General features: G+C 63.6%; 21 protein-coding genes and 1 pseudogene. 10 read left to right on the forward strand and 12 right to left on the reverse strand.

The features are described 5' to 3' along the window. Nucleotides 1–659: 659 nt before the first annotated feature. Both AC1DYM_RS17465 and AC1DYM_RS17470 read left to right on the forward strand, forming a co-directional pair. Complete coding sequence (locus tag AC1DYM_RS17465; RefSeq protein ID WP_477340477.1) at nt 660–1,019, forward strand: hypothetical protein; 360 nt, start codon at nt 660–662, stop codon at nt 1,017–1,019. 32 nt (nt 1,020–1,051) lie between these two features. Next, complete coding sequence (locus AC1DYM_RS17470) at nt 1,052–1,318, forward strand: hypothetical protein (protein ID WP_477340479.1); 267 nt, start codon at nt 1,052–1,054, stop codon at nt 1,316–1,318. Between the two features lie 496 nt (nt 1,319–1,814). Here the strand turns inward: AC1DYM_RS17470 and AC1DYM_RS17475 are convergent, their stop codons facing one another. Continuing rightward, entirely contained in the window at nt 1,815–2,015 is a 201-nt protein-coding gene (locus AC1DYM_RS17475; RefSeq protein ID WP_477340481.1) for a hypothetical protein, read from the reverse strand. A 330-nt stretch (nt 2,016–2,345) separates the two neighbouring features. Here AC1DYM_RS17475 and AC1DYM_RS17480 point away from each other — a divergent pair, with 330 nt between their 5' ends. Beyond that, nucleotides 2,346–2,594 (forward strand): hypothetical protein, encoded by a 249-nt coding sequence (locus AC1DYM_RS17480; protein WP_477340482.1) that lies wholly within the window; start codon nt 2,346–2,348, stop codon nt 2,592–2,594. On the opposite strand, the gene AC1DYM_RS17485 is transcribed toward AC1DYM_RS17480, so the two are convergent. After that, on the reverse strand, nt 2,572–2,751 hold the full coding sequence (locus AC1DYM_RS17485; RefSeq protein ID WP_477340484.1) for a DUF3606 domain-containing protein: 180 nt from the start codon (nt 2,749–2,751) through the stop codon (nt 2,572–2,574). The two genes, AC1DYM_RS17480 and AC1DYM_RS17485, sit on opposite strands and share 23 nt — an antisense overlap. Before the next feature lie 206 nt (nt 2,752–2,957). Here AC1DYM_RS17485 and AC1DYM_RS17490 point away from each other — a divergent pair, with 206 nt between their 5' ends. After that, complete coding sequence (locus AC1DYM_RS17490; protein WP_477340486.1) at nt 2,958–3,122, forward strand: Na+/H+ antiporter NhaA; 165 nt, start codon at nt 2,958–2,960, stop codon at nt 3,120–3,122. Between the two features lie 282 nt (nt 3,123–3,404). On the opposite strand, the gene AC1DYM_RS17495 is transcribed toward AC1DYM_RS17490, so the two are convergent. From AC1DYM_RS17495 to AC1DYM_RS17520, 6 genes and pseudogenes are all read right to left on the reverse strand, one after another. Further along, complete coding sequence (locus AC1DYM_RS17495; protein WP_477340488.1) at nt 3,405–3,554, reverse strand: EAL domain-containing protein; 150 nt, start codon at nt 3,552–3,554, stop codon at nt 3,405–3,407. 24 nt (nt 3,555–3,578) lie between these two features. Further along, nucleotides 3,579–4,202 carry a restriction endonuclease gene (locus tag AC1DYM_RS17500; RefSeq protein WP_477340564.1) on the reverse strand — a complete coding sequence of 208 codons (624 nt, stop codon included), beginning with the start codon at nt 4,200–4,202 and terminating at the stop codon, nt 3,579–3,581. Then, nucleotides 4,203–4,325 (reverse strand): annotated as a pseudogene (locus AC1DYM_RS17505) (hypothetical protein); the annotation flags it as partial. A 205-nt stretch (nt 4,326–4,530) separates the two neighbouring features. Next, nucleotides 4,531–5,310, reverse strand: coding sequence for a TSCPD domain-containing protein (locus AC1DYM_RS17510; RefSeq protein WP_477340490.1), 780 nt, complete (start codon nt 5,308–5,310; stop codon nt 4,531–4,533). Nucleotides 5,311–5,368: 58 nt separating this feature from the next. After that, entirely contained in the window at nt 5,369–6,520 is a 1,152-nt protein-coding gene (locus AC1DYM_RS17515; protein WP_477340492.1) for a hypothetical protein, read from the reverse strand. Between the two features lie 20 nt (nt 6,521–6,540). Continuing rightward, nucleotides 6,541–8,688: an adenosylcobalamin-dependent ribonucleoside-diphosphate reductase gene (locus AC1DYM_RS17520; protein WP_477340493.1), complete on the reverse strand. Its 2,148-nt coding sequence runs from the start codon at nt 8,686–8,688 to the stop codon at nt 6,541–6,543. Nucleotides 8,689–9,052: 364 nt separating this feature from the next. Here AC1DYM_RS17520 and AC1DYM_RS17525 point away from each other — a divergent pair, with 364 nt between their 5' ends. The 4 genes from AC1DYM_RS17525 (at nt 9,053) to AC1DYM_RS17540 (ending at nt 14,310) form a co-directional block, all read left to right on the forward strand. After that, on the forward strand, nt 9,053–10,423 hold the full coding sequence (locus AC1DYM_RS17525; RefSeq protein WP_477340495.1) for a Do family serine endopeptidase: 1,371 nt from the start codon (nt 9,053–9,055) through the stop codon (nt 10,421–10,423). A gap of 240 nt (nt 10,424–10,663) precedes the next feature. Continuing rightward, a complete protein-coding gene (locus tag AC1DYM_RS17530) occupies nt 10,664–12,160 on the forward strand; it encodes a LysM peptidoglycan-binding domain-containing protein (protein ID WP_477340497.1) in 1,497 nt (498 codons plus the stop codon). Nucleotides 12,161–12,165: 5 nt separating this feature from the next. Then, complete coding sequence (locus AC1DYM_RS17535) at nt 12,166–12,864, forward strand: HAD family hydrolase (RefSeq protein WP_477340499.1); 699 nt, start codon at nt 12,166–12,168, stop codon at nt 12,862–12,864. A gap of 69 nt (nt 12,865–12,933) precedes the next feature. After that, nucleotides 12,934–14,310: a leucyl aminopeptidase family protein gene (locus AC1DYM_RS17540; RefSeq protein WP_477340501.1), complete on the forward strand. Its 1,377-nt coding sequence runs from the start codon at nt 12,934–12,936 to the stop codon at nt 14,308–14,310. Between the two features lie 178 nt (nt 14,311–14,488). On the opposite strand, the gene AC1DYM_RS17545 is transcribed toward AC1DYM_RS17540, so the two are convergent. Then, nucleotides 14,489–14,839: a hypothetical protein gene (locus tag AC1DYM_RS17545; RefSeq protein WP_477340503.1), complete on the reverse strand. Its 351-nt coding sequence runs from the start codon at nt 14,837–14,839 to the stop codon at nt 14,489–14,491. A 151-nt stretch (nt 14,840–14,990) separates the two neighbouring features. On the opposite strand from AC1DYM_RS17545, the gene AC1DYM_RS17550 reads away from it, so the two are divergent. Beyond that, on the forward strand, nt 14,991–15,989 hold the full coding sequence (locus AC1DYM_RS17550) for an alpha/beta fold hydrolase (RefSeq protein WP_477340505.1): 999 nt from the start codon (nt 14,991–14,993) through the stop codon (nt 15,987–15,989). Nucleotides 15,990–16,108: 119 nt separating this feature from the next. On the opposite strand, the gene AC1DYM_RS17555 is transcribed toward AC1DYM_RS17550, so the two are convergent. Continuing rightward, on the reverse strand, nt 16,109–17,155 hold the full coding sequence (locus AC1DYM_RS17555; RefSeq protein ID WP_477340507.1) for an aldo/keto reductase: 1,047 nt from the start codon (nt 17,153–17,155) through the stop codon (nt 16,109–16,111). A gap of 60 nt (nt 17,156–17,215) precedes the next feature. Further along, on the reverse strand, nt 17,216–17,977 hold the full coding sequence (locus AC1DYM_RS17560) for an alpha/beta fold hydrolase (protein ID WP_477340509.1): 762 nt from the start codon (nt 17,975–17,977) through the stop codon (nt 17,216–17,218). Between the two features lie 99 nt (nt 17,978–18,076). Between AC1DYM_RS17560 and AC1DYM_RS17565 the strand changes: the two genes are divergently transcribed. Beyond that, entirely contained in the window at nt 18,077–18,676 is a 600-nt protein-coding gene (locus AC1DYM_RS17565; protein WP_477340511.1) for a TetR/AcrR family transcriptional regulator, read from the forward strand. 94 nt (nt 18,677–18,770) lie between these two features. Here the strand turns inward: AC1DYM_RS17565 and AC1DYM_RS17570 are convergent, their stop codons facing one another. Beyond that, the gene (locus AC1DYM_RS17570; protein ID WP_046967901.1) at nt 18,771–19,256 is read right to left on the reverse strand and encodes a DUF4019 domain-containing protein; all 486 of its coding nucleotides are present in this window, start codon (nt 19,254–19,256) and stop codon (nt 18,771–18,773) included. Nucleotides 19,257–19,332 lie beyond the last annotated feature (76 nt).

Genomic DNA, 19,332 nt, shown 5'->3' on the forward strand with positions numbered 1-19,332 from the left:
AGCATCTGGAGGTTCTGTATCCGGATCCATGGCAGGTCGCTCGAGCAAACGACGGTAGCCCGGCATCGCCCTAAAGGCAGCGAAAGCCACTTCGGCATCGTCGCGCCCGTAAATAGGGACGGCGGTGCGGCTTGAGAAGGCGACGTGCAGCGCCACGTGAAGAGGTCTTTGCCGCATCGCGAGATCCGAACGGTTGGAACGAGCCCCCGAGTCGTCCAAGGCAGCGTCACAGAAAACCATTGACTCGGCTTGCGCCGCTCTATGGGCCAGTCTGGGGCGGAGAGCGATATCCGGCCGGATGATCGCTGTGGCAGAACCGCCTGGGCGACACCGGCGACGTCATCCGTGGTTTAAAACGGCCCGGCGGCCACGCGAAGCCTTACGGGCCGCCGAGTGACCGTTGGTAGGTCGAAGGAGCTTCCGTCCTCGGAGCCGCGATCCTGAGTCCGGCGGCACCGGCCACCGTGGCGAGGAGCGCGCAGTGGCAGCTTGAGCGTGGCCTAGCTCAACGGCACAGCGCGTCAATGGGAAGGCTGGCTGCCTTAACGGAATACATACAAATGTCTGTCATGCTGGGCCGAGAGAACGAGCCCCGGCACGCACGCCTATGGTCCACAGGGAATCCACCCTGGCCTCTGAACGGCCTGACGCGATTCCTGATGATGAAGACTCCTCCCGCACCCTTACGGATGACATTGCACAATGCCGATCGCCTCGGCCACGTCGTCACAGCCGAGGTCACGGCGACCGCCACCGCCCAAGACGGCAAATGGATATGGCATGCCGTCTTTTCGAACACGGGTGAACCGCCCGCTGAAATCCTTGGCTCGTCGGAATCGCTTGAAGCAATAGAGAAAGACATCGCCGCAAGGGTTCGGCGCCTCCAGATGGTCGATGCCGTCGCCGTGCCTCTGCCCGACGCACCTGCGCCCAACGCTGATACCGGCGTACGCTCGGCGGTACGCACAGCCGACGATGGCGATCTGGTTGACAGTGAAGAAAGGCTTAGCCTCGGTTAAACCGGCCGCCCGTTGAGATAAGAAAAATCGACATGTCTCGAAAAACCCTTGCGGGTCTTGCAGGCGAAGCGTTGGCGCTCAGCGACGCTGCGACGGATGGCGACATGGATGAAGCGCGGTTCCGCGCCCACGTTCTCGCAAGCGGGCTAGGAACGGCAAGCTACGCCCTCGCGTCAATTGCTGCGGCCCGAGTCATCGTCATCTTGGGCTCGCCGGGATGCGATCCCGCGCCCGGACTCGGACAGGCACTCGTAGAACTTATCGATCAGCTCCTCGGTCACGAGGCGATCGAAGCCTAAGCGGCGGTTCCTCTAAAGGTCGCCTGTGGTCTTGGCGCTCACGCGCACTGACTCTTCGTGCCGGCTATTTCTCTCGATACTGACCCACGCATTTACATGCGCGATGGCCTCGTCCAGGGCAGTCGGCCGGCTCGGACGAGGGTACTTACCTCGCCATCGATGCACGATCGTCCCCGCACGGTTTACGATTTCGACCGACGCAACGAAGCCGAGACCACTCGGCGCCTGATCGACAGCGTAATTACACGAGATATCCTCTTCCACACCCCTTGCCCTCGATCCTCACCGAGCCTGTTTGGCGGAAGATATATCCGAATATTGTCCAATTTGTGAAGTGGCGATTGCTGCCCTTTTTGGTCAGGTCAGGTCGATCGGTTCCACAAGCTCGTGGCCTTTGTTCCTGGGGCGACCCAGCGGCTTGCCGGACGGAAGACGAGATCCACTTGAACGATCTGCAGTCCTGGGGGCCCGGTTCCGTAGCGAACAGCAGTGTGTGCTACGGCTGGCCTGACCTAAGCGCTTCGATCGCCACTGCCCCATAATCATGGGCATAAACGAGCGCGAGCGAAAGGTGGGGAAACGAGAACGAGCCGCGCCAGGCCAAGGCCACTCTCGACCCCTCAAGGATTTTAACCGTCGGCAGGAAGCCGCCGTCGACGGGCTCGGCATCACAGATCAAATGAAAGTCGGCTGACATGACTGCTCAATCGCTAGGGGCATGCCATGGGTACGCTAATTCCAGAAGGGGGGATGCAATACCCAGCTGCCCATGAAGGCTACCACGTTAGTTCACGAGCGCCTTGTAGACCTCGCGCTCGGCGGCGTGTCGTGCCAGAGTACCGTCTACGCAGATTTCACGTGAGCCCCGTTGGTGCCCAAGTCGACACGCCCGGTTGCAATCGTTATTGAACCAATGCCTATGCTTGCGGAGACCGTCGCGGACGTCCTTCGTAAGCATGGGTACGACGTTGCCGTGGCCGCCACACACGAAGGAGGGGCTGCTGCGGCAATCGGCAGAAGGGTCGTCATGGTTGTGGCGGCGGTTCCAGCGCCGGGTGAGAGCCGGCAAGGCGCCTACCTGCTGGATGCCCGCGACGAGAACCCGAGAATGTGCGTGGTAGTCATGCTTTCCGACCCCATAGCGTCCGCAGCCGGTGCACCGGTCCAGGCGGTGCAACTGGTCAAACCGTTCAGCGTCGTTGAACTCGAGCGCAGCATCGCCCTCGCACACGTACGAGCGGCATTGACCTCCTTCACGGCTCCCGCCGACGGTTGAGGTAGACCCTCACCGCCGCCGGATCCGAACCGACGATCTCGACCGCTTCCCGGACTAGTTCTGAGGTGCTCGAAAGGACGACAGCCCAAATAAGCACGTCAACGTCGTCCGATATATCGATCCGAGAAATACGTGGCAGGTCGTCGGAATCACTCATCACTTTGCACGTGTGGACTGGCCGACCCAATTCTCGCCTACACCCAGCAATTTAGAGTCAAGATTCCTATGGGTTGCCGTCACCGGACATACGCATATATGGCGGGACCTATCCTCTCGTTTATCGGCTACGTTGCACAAAAAAGCGGGTGCTGAGCACACGACGGTGGTTGTACTCAGCCACGCTGGCCATCAGGGCGGGACCCGATGCCCCGAGATGCCACCCTTGGGCAACTGTTCGCCACCGCATGGCTTTGCGGCATCGGATTCATCATGTCGTTGTTCATCGAGACGCTGGCCTTTTCCATACGGCGTCGTCCCTATCGTCTTCGACCCCCGCTCCATGGCCCTCCCTCGCGAGAGCCGCTCTAGGAACGGTTGTGAAGACATCCGCACTCATTGCCGCCTTGGCGCTTTCACTACGAGACCTAGGATCTCGTCCACCTCGACGATGACGGTGACCGATACGCGTAGCCTGCCGAGGGAGTATTGGAGATGTCCCCCGACGGGGAGACCCATCAGACCAGTGTCCTCAAGCCATGCAGCAGAGCGGCCACCCAAGAAAGGCGACGGGTCTAGAGAACCGTTCCTAGGTCGCCGCGAGAACGGCTTCAGCGGGCGTAGAGCTGTGGCCGGGCTGCCGAACAGAAACCCCTAGTGCAGCGCCACGGTCATGCGCAGAAGCGCCGAGTGCTCTTCAACGGTCTCGATACCTTCGGCTATCACCTGCATCCCGAGCTCGTCGCACACCGCCATCATGTGGGCAACGATGCGCCTTGCGGCTCTTTTGTGGCCGGTCGGCACGTACTCACGCAGTGCAAATTTGGACTACGTCCCTACTACTCGGAACGCGATGCAGACACATGCAAGCGTCGCAAGCATGTTAGAGAGGCAGCCGAGGAAAAACGCGAGTAGTGCTGATACGTTTAGGAGCCGCGAATAGATGGCTATCTTGGCGTGTGCGAACCACACACAACTCGTTAGAAAAAGTGGCATGGCAAACCACCCCCATCTATCGCTCGCATTGTCGGCGAATGTCGCGGATGCCGATACGTGAGTCGTCGTTACTAGAACACCGAACTGGCGGTGTCGCAGGCGGGAGATCAGACGAGACATGTCCCGGAAACCGACCGATCGCCTCGTGTAGCACTTCGCTTCAAGAGCAAAGTCAACCAGGATGGTGCTGGCTCCGCGACAGAGACGCATCTGACCGACCGCGTCACGGCCTCCACCCCTCGATGGGCGAGTCACGTCCGACGTTGCGATTTCGGGGATCATCAGCTTGGCGCTCGCGACTGCCCAGTGCTCGAAGGCGTGGGGCCACCCTGCGAAGTGCGACTGTGGCGTCTGGATTATTGCCTTTCCATCCTGATCCTGRGGTAGTTGTTCGCGGATGGTGCGCCATTCGAGCGACCGGTTCGCGRGAAGTGGCGTTCTGCGGCCGCTATTGATCCATCGCTTCCAAGCCTCGGGGGCTAAGCGATCGTCAGGTCGACCGTCGATGGTGCTATCAATCCATGCCCGGCTCACAGTGGGAGCGTCGAGGACCGTGAACCGGGCTCGATAGTTCTGGAAGCGATCGTCACCTGCTCCCCCCCCCGCAGCACCGCATCGAGCACGCGTCGCACAAGGACTTTCGAGATCGCACCCCGGAAGTGGTCCGGGAAGCGTTCAAGCGCGACAACTCGTGCCACGCGGCCCTGAATCTCACCTTATAGGCTCAAAATCTCACTTTCTCGGCGTCCGGACATGAGCTTTCTTGAGGCTCGTCCAGAAAGCCTCACCCGCACTTCGAATACCCACAATTCAAACAAGTCTGGCACCCATCCATCAGCACCAACGCCTGCGTATTGCACTTAGCGCAGAGGGTGGCGCCAGCGGGGAAGCCTGAGGCATTCATGTGGGCGGCTTCTGCGGCGGCTTGGGAGGCAGGAGCTTCGCCGGCGGAGCCGGCTCCTACAGGAGCGGCCGTGGCAACGGCGGGTTTGGCAGCTTTCTCGTAGGCGGCACGCTTTTCGGCGATGAGCGCGCGAGTCGCATCGCTCATCTCCGGATCGTGGATCAGCCCGATCGACTTCATATGCTGCTCAACCACCGCGCCGATCTCGGCGACGATGCTCGGCATATAGACGCCGCCGGCCTTGAAGTAGCCGCCACGCGGATCGAAAACCGCCTTGAGCTCTTCAACAATAAACGTCACGTCGCCACCCTTGCGGAAGACGGCGGACAAAATTCGGGTGAGCGCGACGATCCACTGGAAGTGGTCCATGTTCTTCGAGTTGATGAAGAGCTCGAAGGGACGGCGCTGCTCGTGCTTGGTACCGGCGTTCAGGACGATGTCGTTGACGGTGACGTACAGCGCATGCTCGAAGAGCGGCGACTTGATCTTGTACGTGCTGCCGACGAGGGTCTCCGGTCGTTCCAGGCTTTCGTGCATCTGGATGACTTCGGCCACGGGCGCGGCTTCTTTCACCGGCACGGGCGCGGGGGCCGGAGCGGCCTTGTCCTCGGGCTTAACGACGTTGTAGCCCTTGATCTTCTTTTCGATCTTGATCGCCATGACTCTTCTCTTATAGGTATCCCGCCCGGCGCCAGGCGCCGGGCGGAATGGGTGCTACTTACTTACGACGGCCACGAACGGCGCTCTTGCGTGCCGACGTACGACCGGTCTTGCTGGCAGTGGACCTCTTGACCGCCTTGGGGGCGGCTTTCTTGCTGGCGGCCTTGCGGACCGTCTTCTTTACTGCTGCGACGCGGCCGGCGCTCTTGCGAGCTACCTTGGCTACGCCCTTCTTGACGGCCTTGCGAGCCGTCGAGACCTGCTTGGCGACGCGACCGGCGGCCTTCTTGACCGTCTTGCGGACAGCGGCGGCCTTCTTCACGACGCGACCGGCTGCCTTGCGGGCAACCTTCTTGACCTTCTTGACCGTCGAAGCGGCCTTACGGGTCGAGACCTTCTTGGCAACCTTGGCGACCTTCTTCGAAGCAACTTTCTTGGAAGCCACCTTGCGAACCGGTGCCTTCTTGACGGCCTTCTTGGCGGCAGCCTTCTTGACCGCAACCTTCTTCACCGCCTTCTTGGCGGCGACCTTCTTGACCGCTGCCTTCTTCACGGCCGTCTTCTTGGCCGGCGCCTTCTTGGCAGCTGCTTTCTTGGCCGGAGCCTTCTTAGCAGCAACCTTCTTGGCGGCAACCTTCTTCACAGCAGCCTTCTTGACGGCCTTCTTGACGGCCTTCTTGGCGACAGCCTTCTTGGCAGCGACCTTCTTCGTCGCAGCCTTCTTGCCGGCAGCCTTCTTCGGCGCAGCCTTGGTAGCAGCGGCCTTCTTGGCCGGCGCCTTCTTGGCAGCCGCAGCAGCCTTCTTCGGCGCAGCCTTGACCGGTGCAACCTCGGCAACCACAGCCTTCGGAGCCGCCTTGCGGGTTGCCTTTGCCACCGGGGCAACCTCGACAACGGCAGCCTTCTTCACCGGCGCCTTGCGAGCTTTCTTGACGACAGGCTTCACCGGTTCCGGCGAAACGTCGTCGGGACCGCTGACGAAGTCCGGCTCGCTGTAGTGATCGACCGAAACCGGCGTCACGTCTTCAGCGGCAGCCGGGGTCGGCTCGACGGTCTTGATGGCGACCGGCTTCTTCTTGACGACCGGCTTGGCGACGACCGGCGGCGTCACTTCGGCGGTGACATTCGTCTCCGCTTCGGGCGTGTCGCTGGTGTCATTGGTGTCGATATCGGGCAGCTCACCCTCGACAACCTGGTTTTCATTGGACATGTTTTTCCCTCTCCGCGGGGTCAGAACTTACCGTAATAGCCTTCCTTCAAAGCATCGAAGAGGTTCGCGGCGGTGTGCATTTCACCGTCGTATTCGACCTCTTCGTTACCCTTCAGTTCGACAACGCTACCGTCTTCCAATTCGAAGCGATAGAGGGTGTTCTCAAGGTCGGTTTCTTTTACGAGCACGCCCTGGAACGCGGCGGGGTTAAAACGGAACGTCGTGCAGCCCTTCAGACCCTGCTTATGGGCATACATATAGATGTCCTTGAAGTCCTCATACGGATAATCCGTCGGGACGTTCGCGGTCTTGGAAATGGAGGAATCGATCCACTTCTGCGAGGCCGCCTGGATGTCTACGTGTTCTTTCGGGCTGATGTCGTCGGCGGAGACGAAGTAATCCGGCAGGCGGGTCTTCGGGTCGTCGGAGAACGGCAGCGCCTCGGAATTGATGAGGGCGCGGTAGGCCAGCAGCTCGTAGCTGAAGACCTCGACCTTTTCCTTCGACTTCTTGCCTTCGCGGATCACATTGCGGGAATAGTGGTGCGCAAAGCTGGGCTCGATGCCGTTGGAGGCATTGTTGGCCAGGCTCAGCGAGATCGTGCCGGTGGGCGCGATCGACGAGTGGTGGGTGAAGCGCGCGCCGGTCTCGGCCAGGGCTTCGATCAGCTCGGGGGCGACTTCGGCCACGCGCTGCATGTAGCGGGAGTACTTCGCGTGCAGCGCGCTGCCACGGATGCTCTGGCCGACCTTCCAGCCATCCTTCACCATCTCCGGGCGCTTGCGCAGCATCTCGGCGGTCACTTCGTACTCGCGTGCCAGGACGGGCGCCGGGCCCTTTTCCTTGGCCAGCTCCAGGGCGACTTCCCAGCCGGCGACGGCCATCTCACGCGAGACTTCCTCGGTGAAGGCGACCGCATCGGCATTGCCGTAGCGCATCTTCAGCATGGTGACCGTGGAGCCCAGGCCGAGGAAGCCCATGCCGTGGCGACGCTTGGAGATGATCTCTTCGCGCTGCTGGGCGAGCGGCAGGCCGTTGATCTCGACCACGTTGTCGAGCATGCGGGTGAACACGCGGACCACTTCGCGGTACTCGTCCCAGTCGAACCGGGCCTTGGGGCCGAACGGATCGCGGACGAAGATCGTCAGGTTGATCGAGCCGAGCAGGCAGGAGCCGTACGGCGGCAGCGGCTGCTCGCCGCAGGGGTTGGTCGCGCGGATGTGCTCGCACCACCAGTTGTTGTTCATCTCGTTGACGCGGTCGATGAGGATGAAACCGGGCTCGGCGTAGTCATACGTCGAGACCATGATCATGTCCCACAGGTGCCGCGCACGGATGTGACCGTAGATCTTGCAGGCGACCAGGCCGTCTTCGCGCGTGACGTAGTTCTGCTTGGTCGGCCACTCGCGCCAGAGCACCTTGGTCGCGTCGTTGAGGTCGATCTCGTGCTGTTCCTTGACGTGCACCGGGAAGACCGTCGGCCAGTCCTGATCGGTCTCGACCGCTTCCATGAAGCCGTCGGTGATCAGCAGCGACAGGTTGAACTGGCGCAGGCGACCGTCTTCGCGCTTGGCGCGGATGAATTCCTTGGCGTCCGGATGCGCGATGTCGAACGTGCCCATCTGCGCACCGCGGCGACCGCCGGCGGACGAGACGGTGAAACACATCTTGTCGTAGATATCCATGAACGACAGCGGGCCCGACGTGTGGGCGCCGGCGCCGGAGACGTAGGCGCCACGCGGGCGCAGCGTCGAGAACTCGTAGCCGATGCCGCAACCGGCCTTCAGCGTGAGACCGGCTTCGTGCACCTTCTCGAGGATGTCGTCCATCGAGTCGTGGATGGTGCCCGAGACGGTGCAGTTGATCGTGGAGGTGGCCGGCTTGTGCTCGAGCGCGCCAGCGTTGGACGTGATGCGGCCAGCGGGAATGGCACCGCGGCGCAGGGCCCAGAGGAAGCGTTCGAACCAGTGTGCGCGCAGCTCGTCGGTGGCCTCGACATCGGACAGGGCGCGGGCGACGCGCTGGTAGGTTTCGTCCACCGAGCCGTCGACGGGCGCGCCCGACTTGGCCTTCAGACGGTACTTCTTGTCCCAGATGTCGTATGAGGCAGGCTGAAGCGGAATGGCCGCGGTCTCAAGCCCCATGGCTTGCGCACGTGCTGTGCTCATGTATGTGTCGTCCTCGAGTCTAGGCCCTTGTAGGCCTTTTATTGGCTTGCGTTGACGCAACCACTCGACAGCTCTCCCCCCGGAGCCTCTGCCGACCATCCTGTGTCCCCACGTCGGCCCCTCGAAAAAACCTTTGCCGACGATGGTTTGAAGCATGAACCTGCTTAACCACAGCACCAGTGCTAGGTAACAAGTCAGCCTGGGAACACAAGATGTTGTGGTTACGACCGGAGTGAACCTTAATCCCGGAGAGGCCCGAAGTAAAGTGTCCGTGATCGCTGTCTCACGGTTTGAAACTCGGCGCGAAGACGGCGGTCTTACGCGTCGATTGGCCTGTTTCAGCCAGCAAACAAGGAGTTCCTGCATGACCGCCAGCGCATATCGGCGAACTAAGATTTTTTCCCTGGTCGCTGCCCTGGGTTTTGCCCTGGCCTCGCCCGCGTTTGCCGGCCTTCCGCCGTCCATCGACGGTCAGCCGATGCCCTCACTGGCACCGATGCTGGCGAAGGTGACGCCGGCCGTGGTGAACATCTCCACGAAGACCCGCGTGCGTACGCGCAATCCGTATTTCGACGATCCAGTGTTCCGCCAGTTGTTCGGCAACCAGGGTGTCCCGCGCGAACGTGTGGAGCAGAGCCTGGGCTCGGGCGTGGTCATCGATGCCGAAAAGGGCTACGTGCTGACCAACCACCATGTCGTGGGGGGCGCGGACGATATCACGGTGACGCTGCAGGATGGTCGCGACTTCAAGGCGAAGCTGCTCGGCAGCGATCCGGAGACGGATGTGGCGGTGCTGCAGATACCCGCCGAGCGCTTGCAGGCCTTGCCGATCGCGGATTCCTCCGCGTTGCGTGTGGGCGATTTCGTAGTTGCCGTGGGCGATCCCTTCGGTCTTGGGCAGACGGCGACGTCGGGGATGGTCTCGGCGCTGGGTCGTTCCGGCCTCGGCAAGGGCTTCCAGAACTTCATCCAGACCGATGCCTCGATCAACCCCGGCAACTCCGGCGGCGCGCTGGTGAACCTGCGCGGCGAACTGGTCGGCATCAACTCGATGATCTTCACGCCGTCCGGCGGCAACGTCGGCATCGGCTTCGCCATTCCGACGGATCTGGCGACGGGCGTGATGAAGCAGCTGCTGTCTTACGGCAAGGTGCGACGCGGCAACCTCGGCGTGGAGGTGCAGGACATCACGCCGCGCATCGCCCAGGCGCTGCGGCTGAAGGACAGCAATGGCGCGGTGGTGACGCGTATCAATGAGGGCTCGCCGGCCGATGGCGCGGGCTTGCAGACGGGTGACGTGCTGACCGCGATCGATGGGAAGCCGGTGCGCTCGGCGCAGGATGTGCGCAACACCGAAGGCCTGCTGCCGTTGGGCGCGAAGGTGAAGCTGTCGGTGCAGCGCGAGGGTGTGTCTCGCGATGTGGAGGCGACGATTGCCGCCGTTGCGATCGCGTCGGTGGATGGCGGGAAGGTGGATCCGCGGTTGGCGGGCGTGACCTTGAGCGATCTCACGGCGGATCAGAAAGCGGGTGGCTTGTTTGGTGTGGTGTTGGGTGGGGTGAAACGCGGGTCCGCTGCGGCTTCGGCCGGGTTGAAGGATGGGGATGTGGTGGTGGGGGTGCAGCAGAGGAAGGTGGTGTCGGTGAAGGGGTTGCCGTTGGGGGGTGGGGTTTCTGGGGGGCAGCTGTTGTTGACGGTGGTTCGTGATGGGAGTGTGTATTACGCGGTTTTGTGAGGCTGTTCGCCGATGAATCGGCTCCTACCAGAGCACTGCAACCTGCTCGGTAGGAGCCGATTCATCGGCATGCTCTTGGCGAGTTCTCAATGCCGCAATGCCACAATCCCCCGACAGCCTACGTTCTGTTTCCCACCGGCAGGATGCCGATTGACGTCAAAGGGTGCGCCGAGGCCTTCAATAGCCCACAATTGCGCCCCAATGCCCAACCCCGCTTCCGTCCCGAGGTTCTTGCCGTCCATGTCTCTCCGTCTTGCGCGACTGTTTACCGCCACGCTGATCGGCCTTAGCGCCTCTGCAACCCTTTTCGCCGCCGATACCGCCCTCGTGTGGCGTGGCGATATCACCACCGCGCGCGGCGTGGTCATCGACGTCGCCAAGGCCTGGGAGAAATCCGGCAAGGGCAAGTTCGAACTGCAGCCCTTCAATACGGCCTCCGGTATCGACGCCGTGGTCAAGGGCACGGCGGACATCGCCGGCTCCGCACGTCCCGCCGTCGGCGCGGCCGAGCAGTCGTTGACCTTCACGCCGGTGGCATGGGACGCCCTGGTGATGGTCACGTACCCGTCCAACCCGGTGAGCAACATCACGCTCAAGCAGCTCCATGAGATCTACATGGGGCACATCACCAACTGGAAGGACCTGGGCGGCGCCGACCAGCCGATCAATCTCTACGCCGTGGCCAGCCCGGCCGATGGCGTGGAATACAGCATGCGTCGCCTGCTGTTCGGACGCGGCAACCAGCCCGTCGCCGCACCGCGTCTCTACGTCAACGTGGCCAAGCTCGAAGAGGGCGTGACCCTCGACAAGCAGGGCCTGGGCGCGACGACGCTTGCGGGCGTGGCCTCGAACAAGAAGGTGAAGATCCTGCAGATCGATGGCGTCACGCCGTCGGCCTCGACCGTCGCGAGCGGCGCTTACGTGCTGTACTCCGAGATCTACCTGGTCACCAACGACACCAATCCGAAGGCCGCCGAGATCAAGGAATTCCTTGCCTTCGTGACCTCGAGCACCGGTAGCTCCCTGCTCCGCTCGCACAGCCTCGTGCCGTACGCCGATGGCGCCTCGCTCGCTGCGGGCGACGCTGCTCGCCGCGCCACGATCGCGTCCACCGTCGGCACCCGTGCCAACGTGGGCCAGGCGATGACCACCGCACCGACCGTCGCCGCTGCCGCTCCGGCGGAGGCCGCGAAGGAAGTCGCCGTCGCCAAGGCCGAGGCCAAGGGCAAGGGCGGCAAGGCCGCGAAAGAGGCCAAGGCTTCGGTCGCCGCTGCTGCTGCCGAGCCGTCGCAGTTCGCCAAGGTCGTCGCCAGCGTCAGCACCTCGGCGCACATGGGCTTCTCCGGCGTCCGCTCGGAAGCCTTCACGGCCTCCGACAACGCCAAGGCCGGCGGCAAGTTCGCCAAGGTCCTGGCGGATGCCGTGGTGGTGAAGGGCAAGCTGGCTGCGAAGCCGGCCGCCCCGATCGACAGCTCCGAGAAGTCGAACAAGATCGCGACGCCCAAGGTGACCGAGGCCAAGCCGGCCCCGGCCGCCAAGCCGGAAGCCAGGGCTGCTGTTGCCAAGGCCGCGTCGAAGCCCGCCGCCGCGTCGCACACCTACAAGGTGTCGGCCGGTGACACGCTGTACTCGATCGCCAAAAAGAACGCGGTGGACGTGAACCAGCTGCGCGCCATGAACGGCCTGAAGGACAACAACGTCCACGCCGGTCAGGTGCTCAAGGTCAGCGCACGCTGAGCCCCATGGCCGTCCGCGCCGTCTCGCTCGACCTTGACGACACCCTGTGGCCGGTTCTGCCGGCCCTGATCGAGGCCGAGCACGTCGTCGACCGCTGGCTCAGGCAACACCATCCCGATGTCGCGAACGCATGGCCGATCGAGGCCATGCGTGAGCTTCGCGAGCAGATCGCCCGCGACAACACCCATCTTTCCCACGACTTCAGCGAGCAGCGCCGGATGACCATCCGCGCGGCCTTCGCGCACTGCGGCATCGACGATGCCCCGGTGGATGAGCTGTGGCGGCTCTACTACGCCGCTCGCAATAACGTGGAGCTCTACCCCGACAGCCTGCCGGCCCTGGAGCGCATCGCGCACCGCGTGCCGATCGTCAGCATCTCCAACGGCAATGCGGATCTGGAGATCATCGGCCTGCACCATCTTTTCCACACGCGTCTCAGCGCGGGTGGACTGGGCGTGGCCAAGCCGGATGCCCGCATTTTCCTGGCGGCCGCCGAGGCCCTGGGCATCGCGCCGGCCGAGATCCTGCATGTCGGCGACGATCCCCTGCTCGATGTGGTGGGTGCGCGCGAGGCCGGATTGCGCACGGTCTGGCTCAATCGCACGGGTGAGACGTGGTCGCATGGACCTGCGCCCGACCTGGAATTCCCTGACATGACCCATTTAGCCGATTGGGTGGAAGCGTCGGCGCTGACGGACAGCTAGAATAGCGGCCTACCGATTGCACCATTCCATTGACGCGGTTGCCAACGACCGCGAGGCACGGGAGGCCTGATGTCGCCGCTGATCGAACGCAAGACCGGAAAACGTGTCGCCATCCCCATCGAGACCGTCGATGTGGCAGGCATGGTCGCCGCTGAAGCGCGGCTCGGTCCGGCGCATCGCCAGTGGTTGGTCTCGACGGCATTCCGTGCGACACCGGGCGCGATCCTCGTCCTGCCCGACGTCAAGGGAACGATCTCTCGCATCCTCGTCGGCGTGGATCGCACCGATCCCATCGCTGCCCTCGGCTCCCTGCCCTCGCGCTTGCCCGAAGGGCTGTACGAGCTGGCTGAAGAAGGTGTCGTCGAAGACCGCGACCTGCTCGCGCTCGGTTGGGCCCTCGGCGCGTACCGCTTCGATCGTTACCGTACGCGTGCGCGTCCGCCGGCACAGCTGGTGGTCGACGCCGCGACGATCCGTTCCGTGCAGCCGGTGATCGACGCGACCAACCAGATCCGCGACCTGGTCAACACGCCCACCGAAGACATGGGCCCGGAACATCTCTCCGCCGCTATCCGTGCACATGCCGACGAACACAAGGCGAAGGTGCAGGAATGGGTCGGCGATGAACTGCTCGCCGCGAACTTCCCGACCATCCATGCCGTAGGCCGTGCTAGCCATCGCCCGCCGCGCATGATCGAGCTGACCTGGGGCAAAAACTCCAATCCCAAGCTGGTGATCATCGGCAAGGGCGTGTGCTTCGACACCGGCGGCCTGGACATCAAGCCGGCCGACGGCATGCGCTGGATGAAGAAGGACATGGGCGGCGCGGCACACGCGATCGCGCTTGCCGGCCTGGTCATGCAGGCGCGCCTGCCGGTGCGCCTCACCTTGCTGGTTCCCGCGGTCGAGAACGCCATTGCCGGTAACGCGATGCGCCCGGGCGACGTCATCAAGACGCGTGCGGGCATGACGGTGGAGGTCGACAACACGGACGCCGAAGGCCGCCTCGTGCTCTGCGACGCCATCGCCTACGCGGTCGAGCAGGCACCGGATCTCATCGTCGATTTCGCCACGCTCACCGGTGCGGCGCGTGTCGCCCTCGGCCCCGAGCTGCCCGCCCTCTTCACCAACCGCGACCAGCTCGCCGACCACGTGATCGGCGCGGCGGAGCTCGTCGGCGATCCCCTGTGGCGCCTGCCGCTATGGCGCCCGTACCGTCGCATGCTGGAGTCGTACGTGGCGGACTTCGCCAACGCCGGCCCCTCACGCCACGCCGGCGCCGTCACCGCGGCGCTCTACCTCGAACGTTTCATCCCCGAGACGCAGAACTGGATGCACTTGGATACGTATTCGTGGAACGACACGGATCGCCCGGCGCATCCGCGTGGTGGTGAAGCGCAGGGTCTGCGTGCGTTCTACCGGTTTCTGTCCGAGCGCTATTCCTAAGCGGAACGCCCGCTAACGCGGGCCATGCTCTTCGTTTTGGTAGGAGCCGATTCATCGGCGATCCCGCGCCAGCGGGCCAGGTCTCGGCAACCTGACACGTTACGGCAATCTGGTTTTCGCCGATGAATCGGCTCCTACAAAAGCGGCGCTTGGCGGCGCCGTTATATGACGGCGCGCTTCAGGTCTCGGGGGCGCTATCAGCGATCTGATCCGCCGCCACCGCATCGGCCGCTGCGTCGATCGCGTCGGCGCGCTGCTTCTTCAACGCCACCACCGCACGCAGGTTGCGCTCCAGCTCCGCGATCGACAGAGGGAAATACGCGTCGTCCCGATCGCTCACCTGCCAGCTGTGCAGCCGCTTCGATGTCGCCGCCAGGCCGCTGGCGACCAGCGCCTCACGCACCTCGTCGGGATCCAGATCGGTCGATTGCAGGATCAACTGCCAAAGCCAGTTCATGCGCTGCGGATCCACGCCGCGCGTCATCGGCGGGCGCGTGTATTCGCGCGACGGCGGTTCGAATTCGCTCATGTGAAATCCCTGATTCAGCCCGTACGCCCCGATTATGGCAAAAAAGCGCGAACGAACTCATCGCAGCAGCGGCTGCATACGGTAGGAGCCGATTCATCGGCGATTGGGTGCTTGCGGTATCGTCGGCATCTGACTGACCGGAGCCTTCCCCATGCGCCGTACGCTCATCGCCCTCGCCCTGCTCTGCATCGCCACGCCCCTCCTCGCCGACGACACGCCAACGATCAAGGACCTCGGCCCGCGACTCGAACACGTCGACTACCCCTACCCCGTCACGATGTTCCCGGTGATGAGCCAGGGTCAGTCCCTCGAGATGGCCTACATGGACCTCAAGCCGGATAAGGCCGACGGACGCACCGTCGTCCTCCTGCATGGCAAGAACTTCTGCGGCCCGTATTGGCAGGCGACGGCCGAGCATCTGCGTGTCGCCGGCTATCGCGTGGTCATCCCCGACCAGATCGGTTTCTGCAAATCGTCGAAGCCGCGCGGTTACCAGTACGGCATCCAGCAACTGGCGGCGAACACGCATGCTCTCCTCGCCAGCCTCGGCGTCGATAAGGTCACCGTGGTGGCGCATTCGATGGGCGGCATGATCGGCACGCGCTACGCCTTGATGTATCCGCAAGGCGTGGAGAAGCTGGTGCTGGTCGATCCGCTTGGCCTGGAAGACTGGCAGGCCAAGGGCGTGCCGTGGCGCAGCGTGGATGAGTGGTATGCGAGCGAGTTGAAGACTTCGTACGCGACCATCCGCGCATACCAGTTGAAGAGCTACTACGACGGTAAGTGGAAGTCCGACTACGACCGCTGGGCGGTGATGCAGGCCGGGATGTATGAAGGAAGTGGCCGTGAAGCGGTCGCCTGGGCGGGTGCGCTCACTTACGACATGATCTTTTCGCAGCCCGTGGTGCATGAGTTTCCGAACATCCGGGTGCCGACCGTGTTGATCATCGGGCAGGCCGACAAGACGGCGATTGGCAAGGATGCGGCGCCGTCGTCGGTGCGGGAGACGTTGGGCAATTACGCCGAGCTGGGCAAGGAAGCGGCGGCGACCATTCCCGGTGCGAAGCTGATTCCGCTCGATGGGCTCGGGCATGCGCCGATGATTGAAGCGCCTGAGCGTTTTTACAAAGCGCTCGATCAGGCGCTCTAGCGTGGTTTGCTCTGTGTAGGAGCCGATTCATCGGCGATAACCAGGTTGCGACACCCTGCCCCGCTGCCGCGGGGATCGCCGATGAATCGGCTCCTACCTAGAGCAGGGCGCCTTCCGGGTCAGGCGACTTGCTCGCGCGGCGGCACGAACTGCGCGAGCTTGCCGCTGAAGATGCGATCGCGGTTGGCGGGATCCTCGAGCAGTGAATGCGGGAAGACCGGTCGCAATGCACTGACGGCGTCGAGTCGCGCAAGCTGGTCGGGCGATAGCACGACCTTCACCGCCGCCAGATTCGCCTGAAGCTGCGCCACGTTGCGCGGGCCGATGATCGGAAGCGCTCCCTTGGCCGCCACCCACGCGATAGCCACCTCGCCCGGCGTGACACCCAGCTCATCCGCGGTCGCGATGACAGCATCGAGAATCGCCGTGCGCTGTTGCGTGTCTTCCGCCTGGAAGACCCTGCCGCCAAAGCCTTCGGCTCGACCACGCTCACCCTGACGGTATTTGCCGGTAAGCATGCCGCCGCCCAGCGGCGACCAGGCGACCACACCCAGGCCGAGCGCCTCGCCCATCGGCAGCAGCTCCTGCTCGGTGGTGCGCTCGACAAGGCTGTGCTCGACCTGCAGGCCGGCGATCGGGATGCTGCCGCGCAGCTCGGCGATGGTTGCCGCGCGTGACACGCGCCATGCGGGGAAGTCGGACAAGCCGGCGTAGAGGATCTTGCCTGCGCGCACGAGATCGTCGAAACCGCGGACGATTTCCTCCATGGGCGTCACGCCGTCGGCGTAATGCACCCAGTAGAGATCGATGTGATCGGTGTTGAGTCGCTTCAGGCTTGCCTCGAGCGAGGCCACCATGGCCTTGCGGCTGTTGCCGGTGACCAGGAGGCCCGCATTAGCCTGGGCGCTCTGGCTGAACTTGGTGGCCAGGACGAATTCGTTGCGGCGACCCACCAGCAGCTTGCCGAGAATCTCCTCCGACTCGCCGAACTGATAGCTGTCGGCGGTATCGATGAAATTGCCGCCGGCGTCGGCGTACGCATCGAGCATGCGCTTGGCCTCGTCGGGCTCGCTGCCATGGCCCCAGCGCGTGCCGAAGCTGCCGGTCCCGAGCACCAGCTCGGAGACGCGCAAACCTGTGTGCTTACCAAAAAGCTTGTAACGCATGATGTCCGGTTCCTCTGTTAGGCGAGAAGGCCCTCACCCCTCGGGCGAGGGCCTGATGGCTTACTTGCCGGCAGCTTCTTCGATGACCTTCACCACCACGTCGGGATGCGACAGGAAGACGGTGTGGCTCGAACCCGGCACCGTGGTGACCTTGGCCTTGGCGCGCTCGTACATCCAGCGCTGCAGGTCCATGTTGATGGTCTTGTCGGCGCCAGGCAGCACGGCCCAGGAGGGTTTGGTGTGCCACGCCGCGGCCTTGGCGGGCGTGCCGAAGGCTTCCACCGACAGGATCACCTGCGAGTGCGCCATGAAGTCCGCCAGTGCAGGGGAAGAATCCGCGGCGAAGTTCTCGCGGAACTTCGTGGGGTCCATGTAGAAGAATTTGCCGTCCGCGGTCTTCTTGACGTCGTCGTTGGGCGCCGGGTATTTCGCCATCGTCTCGAGCGTCGCGGTGCTCTCACCGACATCGGGCACGAGCGCGGCGAGGTACACGAGCGACTTCACCTTCGGGTCCGCGCCCGCTTCAGTAATGACCTGCCCGCCCCAGCTGTGGCCGACCAGCACGGTCGGTCCATCCTGCTGGGCGATCACGCGCTGGGTGGCGTCGACGTCGGCAGCGAGGCTGGTTTCGGGAATCTGCACGATCGACACCTTGTAGCCCTTGGCGGCGAGCGAGTCGTACACCGCGCGCCAGCCGGAGCCGTCGGCAAAGGCGCCGTGCACGAGGACGACGTTATGGATCGGGGCCGCCTGGGCGGCGGGGGTGCCTGCAACGCCAAGCGTCAGGGCACCGAGGGCGAACAGCGTGGAAAGCTTCGACATGGCCAATCTCCTTCGTGATGGTTTATGATTGCGACTACAATCTATTCTCTTTTCATGGCGGTTGCAATCAAAGCCGTCGGAACGGTTCAGGAGTGTGAAATGCGTGTTTCGAAGGAAAAATCGGCCGAGAACCGCGAAGCCCTGCTCGCCGCGGCGAGCCGGCTGTTCCGGGAGAAGGGCGTCGATGGCGTAGGCGTGGCGGAAGTGGCAAAGGAAGCCGGGCTCACCCACGGCGCCCTCTATGCCCACTTCCCCTCGAAGGATCTGCTCGCAGCCGAGGCGTTCTCGCATGGATTCGCCCAGCGGATGGAGCGTGCGCGTACCTGGGCGGGTGATCGGCATCCCTCGTTCGAGGAATACCTGGACGGCCTCTACACCACGCACCAGCGAGACGACCTGACCACGAGCTGCCCGATGACAGCATCGGCCAGCGACGTCGGACGCCAGGGCGAGGCACTCAGCCGTAGCTTTGCGCAGGCGTTCGAGGAAGAGGTGTCGATGATGTCCGGCGCGATCGACGAGACGGTGCCGGAGGACGTCAGGCGTCAGCTGGCGGTGGCGTCGATAGCGGCGCAGATCGGCGCGATCGCGGTGTCGCGTGCGGTCGCCAAGACCGATCTCGCGTTGTCGGATGAAGTGCTACTGGCCACCCGCGACGCGATCGCAGCGGCCTTCGCGGCCCGCACTGCAGCCCGGTAATTGCTCTACGTAGGAGCCGATTCATCGGCGATCCCGCGGCAGCGGGCAAGGTTATCGCAAGCACCCTTCGCCGATGAATCGGCTCCTACAGTGACTACTGCACGAATGAAATCTCGCGTTGTACGGGGCGGATGACGTAACCGACAGGCATCCAGCCTGCACTGCCCGGCGCCAGGGACACGGTCTCGAATAGCACCGCCCGGGCGAACTGCGCGATAAAGATCACGTTGAGGTAATCGCCCGCAGGCAAGCCGACGGGATCGCGAACGCGCGTGACTTCGAACCATTCCCGTCCGGTCAACGCGCCGCGGTCGACGCGAATCTTCCGCATGTAGCGAACCCATTCCGCGCGCGGTACCAGACGTTGCATCATCGCGCCGGCTTCGAGCCACATGGCATCAGGCCGGCGTGCGTTCGACAGCTGTACCCAGTGCGTGGCGTTGGCCACCGCGTTGTCGAGGGAGTTCGGCTGGGGGCCGAGGCGCGGCTCGTGGGCGACGGTGAGCATCGCGCCGTACGCGTTCGTGCCCGTCAGCCGCGGCGCGGGGATCTTTCGTGCAACGGCGCTCGCTGGGGCCATGGGCCGCCTCCCACCTTATCGTGGCACCCAGCTTCAGGCGCCCGGGTGCCCCTGCCAAGTCGGCCGGAGGGAATAC

This window comes from Luteibacter sp. P1_D3 (assembly GCF_056406135.1).